This window comes from Streptomyces sp. NBC_01352, from assembly GCF_036237295.1.
Classification (GTDB): domain Bacteria; phylum Actinomycetota; class Actinomycetes; order Streptomycetales; family Streptomycetaceae; genus Streptomyces; species Streptomyces plumbiresistens.
The window spans coordinates 9743384-9757950 of sequence record NZ_CP108354.1 but is presented as its reverse complement, the minus strand read 5'-3'; the positions used below and the strand labels follow the sequence as shown (position 1 = coordinate 9757950).

12 protein-coding genes are annotated in these 14567 nt (G+C 68.5%); 4 read left to right on the top strand and 8 right to left on the bottom strand.

Annotated elements, in window-relative coordinates:
• Positions 1-25: 25 nt before the first annotated feature.
• The 4 genes from OG252_RS44670 to OG252_RS44655 form a co-directional block, all read right to left on the bottom strand.
• Complete coding sequence (locus tag OG252_RS44670; protein ID WP_329343460.1) at positions 26-916, bottom strand: ABC transporter permease; 891 nt, start codon at positions 914-916, stop codon at positions 26-28.
• On the bottom strand, positions 916-1848 hold the full coding sequence (locus OG252_RS44665; RefSeq protein ID WP_329343458.1) for an ABC transporter ATP-binding protein: 933 nt from the start codon (positions 1846-1848) through the stop codon (positions 916-918). The genes OG252_RS44670 and OG252_RS44665 overlap by 1 nt, the downstream gene beginning before the upstream one ends.
• 351 nt (positions 1849-2199) lie before the next feature.
• Positions 2200-4017, bottom strand: coding sequence for a CocE/NonD family hydrolase (locus OG252_RS44660; RefSeq protein ID WP_329343456.1), 1818 nt, complete (start codon positions 4015-4017; stop codon positions 2200-2202).
• A 56-nt stretch (positions 4018-4073) separates the two neighbouring features.
• Positions 4074-5201, bottom strand: coding sequence for an FAD-dependent monooxygenase (locus tag OG252_RS44655; RefSeq protein WP_329343454.1), 1128 nt, complete (start codon positions 5199-5201; stop codon positions 4074-4076).
• Positions 5202-5664: 463 nt separating this feature from the next.
• Here OG252_RS44655 and OG252_RS44650 point away from each other — a divergent pair, with 463 nt between their 5' ends.
• The gene (locus OG252_RS44650; RefSeq protein WP_329343452.1) at positions 5665-6207 is read left to right on the top strand and encodes a cupin domain-containing protein; all 543 of its coding nucleotides are present in this window, start codon (positions 5665-5667) and stop codon (positions 6205-6207) included.
• A gap of 106 nt (positions 6208-6313) precedes the next feature.
• Positions 6314-7180, top strand: coding sequence for a siderophore-interacting protein (locus OG252_RS44645; RefSeq protein ID WP_329343450.1), 867 nt, complete (start codon positions 6314-6316; stop codon positions 7178-7180).
• A gap of 760 nt (positions 7181-7940) precedes the next feature.
• Here the strand turns inward: OG252_RS44645 and OG252_RS44640 are convergent.
• The 3 genes from OG252_RS44640 to OG252_RS44630 form a co-directional block, all read right to left on the bottom strand.
• Positions 7941-8960 (bottom strand): dihydrodipicolinate synthase family protein, encoded by a 1020-nt coding sequence (locus OG252_RS44640; RefSeq protein ID WP_329343449.1) that lies wholly within the window; start codon positions 8958-8960, stop codon positions 7941-7943.
• A gap of 67 nt (positions 8961-9027) precedes the next feature.
• Positions 9028-10494: an NAD-dependent succinate-semialdehyde dehydrogenase gene (locus OG252_RS44635; protein ID WP_329343447.1), complete on the bottom strand. Its 1467-nt coding sequence runs from the start codon at positions 10492-10494 to the stop codon at positions 9028-9030.
• Positions 10495-10510: 16 nt separating this feature from the next.
• On the bottom strand, positions 10511-11491 hold the full coding sequence (locus tag OG252_RS44630) for an ornithine cyclodeaminase family protein (RefSeq protein ID WP_329343445.1): 981 nt from the start codon (positions 11489-11491) through the stop codon (positions 10511-10513).
• A gap of 180 nt (positions 11492-11671) precedes the next feature.
• Here OG252_RS44630 and OG252_RS44625 point away from each other — a divergent pair, with 180 nt between their 5' ends.
• Both OG252_RS44625 and OG252_RS44620 read left to right on the top strand, forming a co-directional pair.
• Positions 11672-12415, top strand: a complete 744-nt coding sequence (locus tag OG252_RS44625) for a GntR family transcriptional regulator (protein ID WP_329343443.1) — start codon at positions 11672-11674, stop codon at positions 12413-12415.
• Between the two features lie 226 nt (positions 12416-12641).
• On the top strand, positions 12642-13613 hold the full coding sequence (locus OG252_RS44620; RefSeq protein ID WP_329343441.1) for a helix-turn-helix transcriptional regulator: 972 nt from the start codon (positions 12642-12644) through the stop codon (positions 13611-13613).
• Between the two features lie 95 nt (positions 13614-13708).
• Here OG252_RS44620 and OG252_RS44615 read toward each other — a convergent pair whose 3' ends face one another.
• Positions 13709-14539, bottom strand: coding sequence for an SDR family NAD(P)-dependent oxidoreductase (locus OG252_RS44615; RefSeq protein WP_329343439.1), 831 nt, complete (start codon positions 14537-14539; stop codon positions 13709-13711).
• Between the last annotated feature and the right edge of the window lie 28 nt (positions 14540-14567).

Sequence of the window (14567 nt, the reverse complement as noted above, 5' to 3'; positions counted from 1 at the left end):
CGACACCATTGTCTTCGTGCCCCGGTCAGACGTCGGTCCGGACCAGCCGGACGGCAGCCCCCACGAGGGTCAGTGCCACCCAGCCGGCGAAGACCGCGATCCCGGCCCCGGGCGAGAGGGCGTCCGAGGACTGGTGCAGGGCGTAGACGGCCGACCCTGCGTTGCTGGGGAAGTAGGGGCTGACCGTGTCGTACCAGGAGTCGGGCAGCAGCGAGGCCAGACCGGGCAGGATCAGCAGGACGCCGACCAGGGCCGCGATGGCCCCGGCGGAGGAGCGCAGCAGCATGCCCAGGGCCACACCGAAGACGGCCACCAAGGCGAGGTAGCCGCCGGCGCCGGCCAGGCTGCGCAGCACACCGTCGTCACTCAGCGAGAGCGCGATTTTCTCGCCGTCCAGGCCCGGTGTGCCCAGCAGGAACGCGGCCAGCGCGCCGAGGGCGGTGAGGAACAGGGCGATGGGTCCGATCACGGCGGCCTTGGACCACAGAACGGGCAGCCGTCGCGGAACCGCGGCGAGGGTGGAACGGATCATGCCCGTGGTGTACTCGCCCGCGGACAGCAGCACCCCGAGCACGCCGATGGCCAGGGACGCAAAGGTAACTCCCGTCAGCGCCAGACTGATGGCGTCGCTGTCGCCGCCGTTGCCGGGTCCGGGCGGCCCGCTGGTGTCGACGGCGTCGGGACTGTAGGTGTAGCTGGCGACCGCCCCGAAGAGGATCAGAAGGAACACGGCGACGCCCAGGGTGATCCAGCTCGAGCGCAGCGACCAGAACTTGGCCCACTCCGAACGCAGTACCCGGACGCCGGTCACCTTGTAGGTCGTCCCGGAGGTGGCGGGCGTCGTGGGATCGGGCGCCGCGGACAGGTTGGAGCGCTTGCCGGGGCGCTGGATGCGGCGGAGTGCGGTGGTGGGCATCAGGCGGCCTTTCGTTCGGTGCCGGCCGGAGCACTCTGGTACTCGACGACATCGCGGGTGAGGTCCATGAACGCCACCTCCAGGGAGACGGCCTGCGGGGTGAGCTCGTACAGCGCCAACCCGTGCTGGGCGGCGATCGCCCCGATCTCACGGGCGTCACGTCCGGTGACCAGCAGTTCCTCCTCGGTGGAGGAGGAAGTGATCGTGACGTCCGGGCCGGCCAGCAGCGAGCGCAGCCTCATGGCTTCGGTGGTGCAGACCTTCACGCCGGAGCCGCCGGCCTCTCGCGTGAAGTCGTCGACCGTGGTGTCGGCGAGCAGCCGGCCACGCCCGATGATGACCAGGTGGTCGGCGATCAGCGCGGTCTCGCTCATCAGGTGCGAGGAGAGCATCACCGCCCGGCCCTCGTCGGCCAGCCCACGCAGGAGGTTGCGCACCCACAGCACGCCCTCGGGGTCGAGGCCGTTGACCGGTTCGTCGAGCATGACGATCGCCGGGTCGCCGAGGAGGGCCGCGGCGATGCCGAGCCGCTGGCCCATGCCGAGGGAGAAGGCGCCCACGCGCTTGCCGGCCACGCTGGTCAGCCCGGCCAGCTCGATGACCTCGTCCACCCGGCGGCGCGAAATACCGTGGGTGTACGCGAGCGCCATCAGGTGGTTGAACGCGGTACGCCCCGGGTGGACGGACTTGGCCTCCAGCAGGGTGCCGATCTCGTGCAAGGGTGCGGCGTGCCTGGAGTACGACTTGCCATTGACGGTGACCGACCCCTTCGTGGGGGAGTCAAGGCCGACAGTCATGCGCATGGTCGTGGACTTGCCCGCGCCGTTGGGGCCGAGGAAGCCGGTCACCTCACCGGGCTTGACGGTGAAGGTCAGGCTGTCGACGACCGTCTTGTCGCCGTAGCGCTTCGTCAGCTCACGCGCTTCGATCATGGGAGTTGGGCCTTTCCTGCCGTGAACTCGGCCGCGGATGCGACGCGGTGTCTGCGTTCGAAGTTAGGCGTGGCGCAGGTCTGAACTATGGGCCCGGAGAGGAATCTTCAGCGTCCCAGTGGTACCGCGGTACCACTGGGACGGGCTCCGCGTACGACTGTGGTTGTGGCCGACACCCATGGCCTGATCGTCTGCTTCGGGCCCGTCGGCAATGCCACCCATCCGGATCGCACCCGGGCGGCTCGGTCGTGCATGAGTCGGTGTGGGCGTTGAACGGGTTGCGCCGGATGGCCAGTGGACGCGCAGCCATGCTCGCGCCTCAGGGAGCGTGCGGACGGGTCGGTGATCAGGTCAGCGCTCATGAGGGATCACCGGCAGCACAAGGTGCGAGGGGTAGGCCGTGTTGTGGTGAATGTGGTGCAGCGTGGTCTTCGAACTGCACACGTGGTACGGCACGTATTCGGCATTGGTCGCCCCGGCCACCCCCGTCGGGGTGTCCATGCTGGTGATCTCCAGGCAGATCCGGTGGCCGCGGCGGAACTCGTTGGCGGTCGCCAGGATTTCGATGTCGTACTCGACGATCTCGCCCGGCACGACCGGCTGCCGCGCGGCGCGCGTCAGCTTGTGGAACGGCTTCCACGGCGTGGACCGCTCCTCGTCCAGCGCCCGGTTGGACGCCTTCAACCAGCCCCGGCTCAGTTCCCGCTTGGGCAGGTCGTCGTCGATGTCCCGCTCGCCCTCCCGCACGGTGCGCACCGACGGGTCCGGACCTACGTCCGAGAGGCTGACGATCCAGTTGGTGTCCTCCTGGTCGATGGAGGCGAACAGCTTGAGCACCGCCGGGCCCGCGATGGTCAGGTCCTCCGTCAGCGGCTCGGACAGGAACCGCAGGGAACTCACCTGCCTTGTGTGGGTGAGCGGCATCTGCACGAACGAGTCCGGCGGGACGGTGTCGTCCGCCGAGGACGGCGTGAACGGCTGGGTACGCAGCCGCTCCCAGCTGCTGAGATAGAACTTCGTCCACTGCGTCTCGGGAAGCGGCCAGTCCGTGCCGGTGCGCCACTCCCCCGCGCCGGCCACCCAGTACCGGACCGGCGGCTCGTCGAGCACCTTGGTGTCGATGCCCTTGAGCCAATGGTCGTACCAGCGCAGGATCTCGCCGTGCAGCCCGTGGAAGGGCCGCTCCAGATGGGCCGGGCCGACGAACAGCAGCTTCTTGGGCGCCTGGTCCAGGTGCTTCCAGTACGTCTGCGCACCCTGAAGGTGCGTCTTGTACGTGTACCCGTACCAGCCGGAACCGGTGTAGACCGGGATGTCGATGCCGGCGATCTCCCGCTCGCTGCGCTCGACGGTGCCTTCGGGCTCGAAGGGGTCGATGAGGACGTCGAAGTAGGCGGGCTGGTGCTGGCCCTTCATGGTCAGCACGTTGTACAGGTGTGCGTGGACCTTGAAGTCGTTGTTGTTCATCGCCTCCTGCCAGAGCTTCTCCCGCTCCGGGCTCAGTTCGCCGGGGGCGCCCTTGTCCTGGTGGAAGATGCCGAAGTGGGAGACCAGGTAGCGGAAGAGGTGGATGACGCCGCCCGGGTACTCCTCGCGGAAGCCGCCGAGGGTGCCGTAGGCGCCGCGCGGGTCGAACGGGAAGATGGCCTTCAGGTGCGGAGGCCGCTGGCGGGCGACGTACATCTGCTCGGCGCCGAATCCGGAGATGCCGACCATGCCGACCTGGCCGTCGCACCAGGGCTGGGACGCGATCCACGCGATCAGGTCGTAGGAGTCCCACTCGCGGGAGCCGCCGCCCTGGGACTTGCCGATGCCGCGCGGTGAGCCGATGACGTGGATGTAGCCGCGCGAGACCAGGAACTTGGTGTCGCCCGCCTCCTGCGGTCCCGACCACAGCGGCGACCAGGACGGCTGCGGCGGGATCGCCTCGGTGACGGAGGGCCCTTGGATGTCCTTGTTGTAGATGGCGAACGCGAGCAGTGCAGGCAGCCGCTCGTCGGTGCGCGGGCGGTAGATGTCCACGCACAGTTCCAAGCCATCCCGCATGGGCACCCGGACGTCGAGTTCGGCAATCATGTCGTCGTACTGCGGCGGGCGGTCGTAACCGCCGTACGGCGTCTCGGAGGAGGCCTGCAGCGGTACGGTGCGGGTTTCACGTGGTTCGGTCATGGAGGGTCCTTGGTCGGCGTCGGTTCAGAAAGGAGCGGTCCGGCGAGGGCATCGGATCAGGCGGGCTCTGCAAGTGCCCGGTGGCACTGCTGCTGCAGCTGGTGGGCCTCGGTGTGGTGGCCGTCGCGCACGAGTTCGGAGACTCTGACCGATATTCCGACCACGAGGCGGGAGCGCTCCAGTCGACGTCGGCCGAACGCCTTCAGCGCCGTCTCGGTGTCGTCGCCGCGATGGAGCTCCTCGGCCAGGATGACGGCGTCCTCGATGGCCAGGGCGGCTCCGCTGACCAGTTGCGGCGAGGGGGCGTGGACGGCGTCGCCGATCAGGACGGTGCGGCCCCGGTGCCAGGGGCCGTCGACGAGACAGGTCTGCACAGGACGGCGCACCACCGCCTCCGGGTCGGTGACGGCCTCCCGCACCGCCACCACCCGGCCGGTGAAGTCGGCCATCAATTCCCGCATGCGGTCCGCGAGTTGCTTGTCCGGCAGCGGGTCCGGGGGCACGCCGTCCTCGGTGAGGAAGGCGTAGGCCTGCGTCTGCGAGATCGGGATGAGACCGCCGGTGTACACAGGGCCGGCGAAGGTGTACAGCGCGGTCGCCCACGCGGGACGCGGCACGATCGCCCGCCACACCATCTGGCCGGTGTACTCCAACTCGTACGGGACGCCCAGCAGGTCACGCGTGCGGGAACGGATCCCGTCGGCGCCGACGACCACGTCGACGCTGCGCCGTGAGCCGTCGGAGAGCAGGACGTCGACGGTGTCGCCGCTCTCATCGAGCCGGTCGGCGGTGACGCCGGTGCGTAGCACCACGCCCTGAGCCACCGCTTCCTCGCGCAGGATCCGGTGCAGCACGGCCCGGCTGAGGCCGGCCTGCGCGGGCCGCTCCGGGCCGAGCAGACGGGGCATGTCTATCGTGGTCATGGTCTCGCCGGCGGAGTCGCAGTTGGTGACGTTGCTGATGCCGAACCCGTGGTCCGCGCAAACGTCCGCGAGGCCGAGGGAGTCCAGGGCGCGCAGTGCGGGTCCGGTGAGACTCAGTCCCCAGCCTGCCACCGACCAGTCGGTGTTCAGCTCTGCCACCTCGACGTCGTCTCCCCGGCGGCTGAGCGCGATGGCCGCGGCCAACCCTGCGATACCGCCTCCGACGATCAGGATGCGGTGGGTCCCGTCCTGCGCGTTCATTCAAACCTCCGATGTCAGATGGGGGTGCGGAAAGGAAACTAGGAGTCGGCCCGGCGCTCGCCTATCCGCTTCCCGAGAGCCCCATCCGCTTCGCGCGACGACTTCGGCGGCTGCCCTCCGAGAAGTCAGGGAGCCGGGGCCTGGGCGACGAAAGGACCGACTCCGGCGGCAGGAGGCCGCCCGCCATGTCCCGAGGGCTGGGCGACAGGCTCATGAAGGAAGGCGAGCACCGCTTGACGGAAGTCGTCCGGAAACACGGCGGGCCGATGAGGAGGCTCGGTCAGAGGTGCCTGTCCGGCCACCGCGGGCCCTGTCCGGATCCGGCGATCGCGTGGACCGGATACCGGCCGCGAGATACGGATGGTCCGCCGCACCGGACGTTCCTAGGGTGAGCCACCAACCGGAGACTGCGCGTAGCAGCGGGCCCGGCCCCGAACCAGTCGCCATTAGCCCAGGAGGGTCCATGGCTGAGTACAGCCCCTTTTCACCGGGAGTCGCACCCGCGGAGGGAACGACAAAGGTGCGTCGCCTGGTGACCGGCGTGGACGCCGAGGGAAAATCGACGATCCTGCTGGACGAGGTCTGTCCGCACGTCAACGTCGGTCATGGCGTACCCACGTACGTGTCAACGGACCTCTGGCGTACCGAGCAGAGCCCGGTCGACAACGCCGCACCGTTCCGCGACCCACTGGACACGGAGCAGCCCTTGTCGGTCGGCCCCACACCCAACGGCACCGTGTTCCGCGTACTGGAGCTGCCACCCGATGGAGACTGGCGCTTCGACGAGGACGGTAAGGAGACCACACCGCTCGCCTTCCACACGACGCGGTCCATCGACTACGCGATCGTGCTGCGCGGTGAGATCTGGGCCGTACTGGACACCACGGAAGTCAGGATGACCGCGGGCGACGTGCTGATACAGCGCGGTACGGCTCATGCCTGGTCCAACAGGTCCGACGAGTCATGCCTTCTCGCCTTCGTGCTGATCGGCGGCACCCTGCCGTGACGGGCCCGGGACGGCCGGGACCACAAACCCCACCAGAAGAAGCCAGCCACGCATCGACCGGTACTCGGCCCCGCACGGCGGTCGAGTACCGGACCAAGGAGCACCCATGACACCACCGCCTCCCCAACGACGCCGGCGCGGACAAGCGCCGCCGCGCCGCGCCCGCGTACAGCGCGTGGAGCAGCTGACACCCCGCATGGTCCGCGTCGTGTTCGGGGGTGACGGCCTGACCGGATTCAGCGCGGGCGGCTTCGCCGACCACTACGTCAAGCTGCTGTTCCCCGCGACCGACGCGGGGTATCCCGAGCCCTTCGATCCGCAGCGTGCGCGGGAGGAGCTCCCGCGCGACCAGTGGCCGCGGGTGCGGACGTACACCGTCCGGCACTGGGATCCCGACGCGTGCGAGCTGAGTGTGGACTTCGTCGTGCACGGCGAGAGTGGTCTCGCCGGACCATGGGCAGCCCGTGCGACGGCAGGTGACGAGATGTACATCGCGGGCCCCGGGGGAGGTTACGCGCCTGATCCCACCGCCGACTGGCATCTGCTGGCCGGTGACGAGAGTGCGCTGCCCGCCATCGCCGTGGCCCTGGAGCGGCTGCCGAGCGACGCCTCGGCCGAGGTGTTTCTTGAGGTGGCCGGGCCCGAGGAGGAGGTGGATCTGATCTGCCCGAAGGGTGCTGTGGTCCGTTGGCTCCACCGCGGTGACGCTCGTGTCGGCGAGAAGCTGGTGTCCGCGGTGAGAGCCCTGGACTTCCCAGCGGGCCGCCCCCACGTCTTCGTCCACGGCGAGGCAGGTTTCGTCAAGGAACTGCGCGGGCTGCTGAGAGGGGAGCGGGCGGTGCCGCGGGAGGCGCTGTCCATCTCCGGTTACTGGCGTGCGGGCCATGACGAGGACGGATGGCAGGTGGCCAAACGGGAATGGAACCGTGAGGTGGAGGAGGAGCAGGAAGCGGGCGTCGTCGACGGCACTTGACGTAACAACGGGGCGACGGGGCCGGACGAAGTGGACGCACGGCTTGTCAATGTCCACGAGGGGTTGTCGGCGGATCCGTATACCACTGGGCCGAGGCCGACGGCGAGGCTGCGGCTGCCGGTCTCGATCCGCTCGGTCGACCACCTGGTCACAGCACGGGAACCGACACCGGGATCTCCGACTTCCGAAGTGTCGGACCGGCCGACGACGCCCCCAGCTCGCGCCGCGGAGGACTGCTGGGTCGGCGTGGCGCTGGTGGCAGCAGCGCAGACCGCAGCGCATGCCCTTCGCGCCAGTGACACAACAGCCTGAGCGTGGTCACCGCCGGCGCACACGAACGAGAGAGCGGCTGGCCCCGTCAGCGCGGAGTCGGTGCCCCACAACCCCTACCTGAACAAGCGAGGATGACCACCACCGTCGAACCCGGCCTCAGCGCCGGCGACGCCCTCGTCAAGCAGGAGTTACTTCTCCGCGCCCGCGTCGTGCACAGCGGCCACGTCATCCGAGCGCACATCGTGCTTCGACGACGTTCACACGGGTTCGCCGGGATGGTCGTAAGGGCGCTCTCCTTCGCGATGTGCTTGACGTGCGTGATGACCTGGCGTATGTACCGATGCGGGGAAGCGGCTGACAACGCCCAGGCCACGTCTTCTCGGGGTGGCAGCCGACCCAACTACCTCGGTCGCTGTCACCTGCCGCACTGGTGCCATGGCATCGTCCTGCCGCCACGCCGGTGGCGTGCGCATTGGCCCCCGGCCGGTCAGGCGGGGTTGCGCCCGATGAAGAACTCGCGGAACGGGTCCATGCTGGGCTGGAGTCCCGCGTCGACGAGTCCCTTGCGCAGGGCGGCCATCTGAGGGTCGTGGATGCGCTGGGCGGGCGCTCGAAGCGGGCCACCGTTGTAGCCCTGTAGCCACCCCTGGAACTTCCACGCTTGGCGGTTGAGGAGGTTGCCGCCGTGCATGGTCGGCGCCAGGGCGGCAATCGTCTTGCGAGCCGGGTGGAGTTGCCAGTAGATGTCGGCGGCCTCGTCGTGCTTGCCGTCGCGCAGGAGGCCGAACACGCGAGGGATCGTGGGGCCGTAGTACTCGTGGTAGCTGGTGGCCGAGAACTGGATGGGCATGATCTGTGACAGCGGGATCAGCTCACCTTCCATGGGCATGGAGATGACGACCTCGTCACCGAAGTGGCGCTGGCACTCGATGACGCTCTGCACGTTCGGGTAGCCGCCCTCGGCCTTGATCGCGGCGATGTTGGGGCAGTCGTCGATGAGCCTGCGGATGAGCCGTACCGGGATGTCGGACGGGTGGATCCGGGTGCTGAAGCCCCACAGCCCGATGGGGAAGAGCATGACGGCCAGGTCGGTCGCGTCGCAGAAGGCCTTGGTGTAGTCGTAGATCTCCTGCTCGGTCTCGGGGTAGAAGTTCGGCGGGTAGGACAGCAGCACCAGTTCGGCGCCCGCCTGCTCGGCACCCCGCACGGCTTCGATGTTCTGTTCGAGGGTGCTGAAGCTCGCGTGGTGGACGACGATCATCCGGTCGCCCGCCTCGTCCTTGATGACGCGGAGGAAGTCGAGGTACTCGGGCAGGGCGATGGTGACCTCGGAAACACCGAGCGTGCCGACGAACCCGTGCTCGATCGCGAGACGGGTGTCGTGCCGGATCCCCTTCTCGTTGATGGACTTGAGGTCGCCGGTGAAGGAGGGGATCGTGCAGTTGACGGTCCCCACCAGGTTCTCGCGGGCCCATTCGCGGGCCTCGTTGCGCTGGTATCGAGCCATGGTGGTCATTCCTTGGGGGGGTCGGTTGTGGGTGAGTTGGCCGTGGGTGAGTTGAGCGTGGACGGGATCAGCTCGCTCCTGCGCCTTCCCAGGCGAGGTATTTGGGTTCGAGGTACTCGGAGATGCCGTAGACCGAGCCCTCGCGGCCGAGGCCGGACTGTTTGACGCCGCCGAAGGGCGCGACCTCGTTGGAGATCAGGCCGGTGTTGATGCCGACCATGCCTGCCTCCAGGGCCGCGCCGACCCGCCAGATGCGCTCGGCGTCACGCGCGTACAGGTATGCGGCCAGGCCGAACTCGGTGTCGTTGGCCAGTTCGACGGCCTCGGTCTCGTCGGTGAACCGCTGAAGGGGTGTCACCGGCCCGAAGGTCTCTTCTCGCGTGATGGCCATCTCCGCGGTGATGCCCGCCAGAACTGTGGGCTGGTAGAAGAGGCCGCCGCGCGGATGGCGTGCCCCGCCGCACAGGACGGTGGCTCCCCTGGTGCGTGCGTCGGCCACATGGTGGTCCACCTTGGCGACCGCGTCCTCGTCGATCAGCGGGCCTTGCTGCACTCCCTCGTCGAAGCCGTCGCCGACGGCCAGGCGCGAGACGCGTTCGGTGAGTCGCGCGGCGAAGGCCTCGTAGATGCCGTCTTGGACGTAGACGCGGTTGGCGCTGATGCACGCCTGCCCCGTGTTGCGGTACTTGGTGGCTATCAGGCCCTCCACCGCGGCGTCCACGTCGGCGTCGTCGAACACCAGGAACGGGGCGTTGCCGCCCAGTTCCATCGAGGTCTTCTTCACCGTGGCGGCCGACTGGGCCAGGAGCAGGCGGCCGACCTCGGTGGAGCCGGTGAACGTCACCTTGCGCACCAGTGGGTTGCCGGTGAGTTCGGGGCCGATCTCCCGCGGGTCGCCGACGACCACGTTCAGCACGCCCGCCGGAACACCGGCGCGCTCGGCCAGTTCGGCGAGTGCGAGCGCTGTGAGCGGGGTCTGCTCTGCGGGCTTGAGGACCATGGTGCAGCCCGCTGCCAGCGCGGGTCCGGCCTTGCGGGTGATCATCGCGGCCGGGAAATTCCACGGTGTGATCGCCGCGCACACCCCTACGGGCTCCTGCAGGACGATGATCCGGCGGGAGCGCTCCGGTGCGGCCATGACATCGCCGCGGACCCGCTTGGCCTCCTCGGCGAACCACTCCAGGAACGAGGCGGCATAGGCGACCTCACCCAAGGCCTCGGCAAAGGGCTTGCCCTCCTCCAGGACGATGAGCCTGGCCAGGTCCTCGGAGTGCTCCGTCACCAGCTCGAACCACCCCCGCACCACCCTTGCGCGCTCCTTGCCGGCCAGCGCCCGCCAGCCGGGCAGTGCCCGGTGCGCCGCTTCGATCGCCGATGCGGTCTGGGCACGGCTCAGCTTCGGCAGCTTGGCGAGTTCCTCGCCGGTCGAAGGGTTGCGTACGGTGAACGCGCCGCTGTCGCCGGTACCGATCCATGTGCCGTCGATGTATGCGGCGGTTCGAAACAGCGCAGCATCGGTGAGTTCGCTGTGCATGAGTGTCTCCCGGGAGTTACTTGGTCCGCGGCGGGATGAGGGCCGGCATTGGGGTGCCGATCTGCGCTTCGGCAGCCCGGCGGAAACACATGGCGGCGACGGCGAGGTCCTGGAGGGCCGTGCCGACCGACTTGTAGAGCACGACCGCGTCCGGGGACGGGCGAGCGGACACCCGGCCGGCCACCACATCGGCGAGTGAGGTGATCTTGCCGTCGAGAACGACGCCTTCCTCCTTGGCGGCGATCATGTCGCCGGTGTCGTGGGTGACCTCGTCGATGTGGTCGGTGACGATCAGGTCGGCGCGGGCGATCGCGTCGGCGTCCAGCTCCCTTTGCTCGGGCAGGGTGGAGCCGATGGACACGACCGTCATCCCCGGTTCGAGCCACTCGCCGCGCAGGGTGGGTTGCTCGTCGTGCGAGCGCGCCGCACACACCACCAGATCCGCGCCGGCGACCGCCTTGGGAGCGCTGTCCGCCGCCGTCATCGGAAGGCCGAGGTCGGCGAGGTTCTCGAGGAACCGCGCGCGGCTGTCCGGGCTCGGGCTGAACACCGTGACCGTCGCCAGTTGGCGCACCGCCGCCAGCGCGCGCACATGGTGCTGCGCTTCGAACCCCGATCCGATCACCGCGACGCGCAACGGCCCGGCGGGCGCTATCAGGTCGGCCGCCAGCGCCGAGGTCGCCGCCGTGCGGAATCCGGTGACTGAGGTGCCGTCGAGCAGTGCCAGCAGTTCGGAGGTCGCCACGTCGAACAACGGGATCAGGATTGTGCCCTGTCCGCGGCGATAGGCCGCGACGATCATCTTGCCGCCGATCACCCCGCTCGAGGGCAGGACCCCGGTCATGGTCCGCAGCCACACGCCGTCGCCACGCGCCATGGCACGCGGCGGAAAGGCCGCCTCGTCGGCGGGTTCGGTGTAGGCGGCGCGCAGTGTGCCGACCGCCTCCGACCAGTCGAAGACCGCTCTGACGTCGGCATCGGTGAGGATCGTGGTCACGCGTGCTCCCTGCTGTCGATGGTCCCGCGGGTGAGTCGCGGAACTCGTAAATATGCTGGACATTGAACATTGGATATTCTGTACTGGCAAGGGGTGCTCGCTGCTCACTCGAGACTGCGACGGCTAAATTGGCGCCGGGGACCTCCGCGTCTCCTCCCGGCTCGGAAGAAGAGAGAGGCCATGGCCAGCATCCAGCGGCGCGCTGCCGACCTGGTGTTCGACAACCTTCACGAACGCATCGTCTCCGGTGCGCTGGCGCCGGGAGACAGGGTCGATCCGACCGAGATCGCCGAGGAACTCGGCGTGAGCCGGACTCCGGTGCGCGAGGCCATCCTCCGTCTGGACAGCGAAGGTCTCGTCAACCGGCTGCCGTACCGCGGGGTCGTGGTCACGGGGATCGATCTCCGCGTCGCCGAGGAGATCGCCGCCCTGCGCATCCACATGGAGACCCTGGCCACCAGGCTTGCCGTCCCTAGGCTGCGTGACAGTGACCTGGTCACGATGCGGGAAGCCAACGAACGATTGAGCGAGGCGGTCAGGGGCGAGCATCCGCAGCGGTCCTTCAACGAGCTCAACCGGCGCTTCCACATGACGCTGTACGAGCGTGCCGACTCGACGGTGCTGCTACGCACCATCGAGAACCTCTCGAGCCAGGCCGAACGCATTCGCATGCACTTCGATCTGACACACTCCCCGGCCCACCAGCACCACGAAGTCATCCTCGACGCGTGCGAACGGCGGGACCCCGACGCGGCGGCGGCCGCCACCCGCGACCACATCCTCGCCATCCACTGTCTGCTGAAACCCGACGGCTACCGCATCGAGCCCGGGTCCCCCCTTGCCGTGGTGCTCGCGACCGCGGGACTCAAACTGCCGGACGGCTCGCCTGCACTCGCTGAAGCCGGAACCGATGCCGACAGGTGAGCCATCACACACCTGTCGTCTCAGCAGAAGCGGGAGGCCGCGCCGACGTCCGACCACCCGATGCCTCCCGAGCACTACGCCATGCCCCGTGGCAGGTCGGTGGTCGAAGCACCCACGCGTTGTCCGCTCGCATCGTGCCGCCGGTCTTGCGGACAGTTTTCGCAGGCATTAACAATGAGCACCTCGGCTGACCAGGTCGGAACCCGGTCCGTCGCTGGAGGTCCATATGCCGACTTCAAGCCTGCTGCGGCGGTACACGCTCGCGCACAGCCGCAATCACGCGGATCTACTGAACGCCATCAGCCTCACCTACCGCGTCGGCGAGCTGCGCCCACTCGAAGCGCCGAGGCCCGGCACGATGTACGAGTTCCGGGCGATCTCTGCGCCGCAGTTCACCGTAGGGCTCATCTCGTCCGACGTCGGAGTACGCACCGACCGCTTCGACGGGTCGTACTACGTGAACCTGGCGGTTTCCGGCGAGGTGCGTACGCAGCGCGGAGACGAGCGCATGGTGAACACCGTACGGAACGCGGCGGTGTTCAACCCTGGCGACCGTCAGCTGCTCGCCCCCGGCCCCGACGGCGTCGAGTCGGTTGGTATACGCCTGAGCCACGAACTGGTGGAGGACGAACTCACGGCGCTGCTCGGCCATCCGGCCGACGGACCGCTCCGCTTCGACTTCGCCCTCGACTTCACCCAGCCACACGCCCACGGGATCCGCATGGTCGTGGAGGCCATGTTGCAGCAGTGGAGCAGCGACGACGACATCTTCCGGCACCCTGCCGTACAGCACGTCCAGGTGCGCTCGTTTGTCGCCGGTCTCCTGCTGTCCCACCGGCACAACTTCTCCGACGGGCTGGAAACAGGTCACACACCGCTACGGCCCCGACCGCTGCGACGGGCACTGGACTTCGTCGAGGCCAACCTGGGCCAGCACATCACCCTGGCGGACATCGCAGCAGCCGCCGGATGCAGCGCCAGAACGGTCACCGAGGCCTTCCGCGAGCATCTGGGGGTCACGCCGATGACGCATCTGCGTCATCGGCGTCTGGAGAGGGTGCGGGCCGAACTCCTCGGCGGGACCGATTCCGTCAGCGCGATCGCGACCCGGTGGGGCTTCTTCCATCTGGGCAGGTTCGCGCTCAGCTACAGCCGGCGCTTCGGAGAATTGCCGTCCGACACACTGCGCCGGCGCTGAAGGGACGGGGGCCACTCACCGACGAGACATCGAAGCCGGGTACGTGACCTGCAAAGCCCCGTCCTCGGCTACCCGTTGCCGCGTGGTCTCGGAGATCAGTGGCTCGCTGGGATTCCCCCCGTGCCGGCGGCGCTGATGACGGCGCGGTTGAGGACTCCCTGGTCGGCGAGGACGGTCTGGCCGGTCATGATGGCGTTGTGGCGGGAAGCAAGGTAGGCGTAGAGGGGGCCGTACTCCTCGGGAGTGGGCAGGCCCATGAGTGCTGTTGCCTGGAATCCTTCGCTGAAGGTCTCCTTGGGGATGTCGGACTGCTTGGAGTTCTCCATGCCCAGGGCGGCGGGGCCGCGCAGTTGGCTGTTGGCGATGCCGGAGGGGGCGACGGCGTTGACCCGGATGTGGGGGGCCAGTTCGAAGCCGAGCTGGTTGGTCAGGGACCGGACGGCGCCCTTGCTGGCGGTGTAGAACAAGCCGCCTCCGTCGGCGGCGTAGGCGGCGGTGGAACAGGTGAGCACGATGGCGCCGCGTTCCTCCCTCAGCAGGTCGGCGAACACGCGGGCGGTGAGGATGTAGCCCTTGACGTTGATCGAGAAGACCTCGTCGAAGAGGGCGTCGATCCGGTCGACGGGGGTCTCGGTGAGGGGGACCATGCCGTCGAAGATGCCCTGGGCGCCGATCAGCGCGGTCAGGCGGCCGAAGCGGTCGATGATCGCGGCGCGGCATGCCTGGAGGTCCTCGACGCTGCGGACGTCGCCCTGGCAGACGAGAACTCGGTCGCCGAACTCCTCTTTGAGCGCGAGGCCCTTGGTCGGGTCGTATTCGAGGATGGCGAGTTCGGCGCCCTCGCTGAGGCAGTGGCGGGCGACTCCGAGACCGAGGCCGGATCCGCCGCCGGTGACGAGCACCACGTGTCCTTCGAGCATCTGCATGATGGTTTGTTCCTTTTGTTCGTATGGG

Excerpts from the sequence above, each read along its gene's own strand:
- OG252_RS44645 (WP_329343450.1), top strand. The coding sequence starts at position 6,314 with ATGACACCACCGCCTCCCCAACGACGCCGGCGCGGACAAGCGCCGCCG.
- OG252_RS44640 (WP_329343449.1), bottom strand. The coding sequence starts at position 8,960 with ATGGCTCGATACCAGCGCAACGAGGCCCGCGAATGGGCCCGCGAGAAC.
- OG252_RS44660 (WP_329343456.1), bottom strand. The coding sequence starts at position 4,017 with ATGACCGAACCACGTGAAACCCGCACCGTACCGCTGCAGGCCTCCTCC.
- OG252_RS44665 (WP_329343458.1), bottom strand. The coding sequence starts at position 1,848 with ATGATCGAAGCGCGTGAGCTGACGAAGCGCTACGGCGACAAGACGGTC.
- OG252_RS44615 (WP_329343439.1), bottom strand. The coding sequence starts at position 14,539 with ATGCAGATGCTCGAAGGACACGTGGTGCTCGTCACCGGCGGCGGATCC.
- OG252_RS44635 (WP_329343447.1), bottom strand. The coding sequence starts at position 10,494 with ATGCACAGCGAACTCACCGATGCTGCGCTGTTTCGAACCGCCGCATAC.
- OG252_RS44650 (WP_329343452.1), top strand. The coding sequence starts at position 5,665 with ATGGCTGAGTACAGCCCCTTTTCACCGGGAGTCGCACCCGCGGAGGGA.
- OG252_RS44625 (WP_329343443.1), top strand. The coding sequence starts at position 11,672 with ATGGCCAGCATCCAGCGGCGCGCTGCCGACCTGGTGTTCGACAACCTT.
- OG252_RS44670 (WP_329343460.1), bottom strand. The coding sequence starts at position 916 with ATGCCCACCACCGCACTCCGCCGCATCCAGCGCCCCGGCAAGCGCTCC.
- OG252_RS44620 (WP_329343441.1), top strand. The coding sequence starts at position 12,642 with ATGCCGACTTCAAGCCTGCTGCGGCGGTACACGCTCGCGCACAGCCGC.
- OG252_RS44655 (WP_329343454.1), bottom strand. The coding sequence starts at position 5,201 with ATGAACGCGCAGGACGGGACCCACCGCATCCTGATCGTCGGAGGCGGT.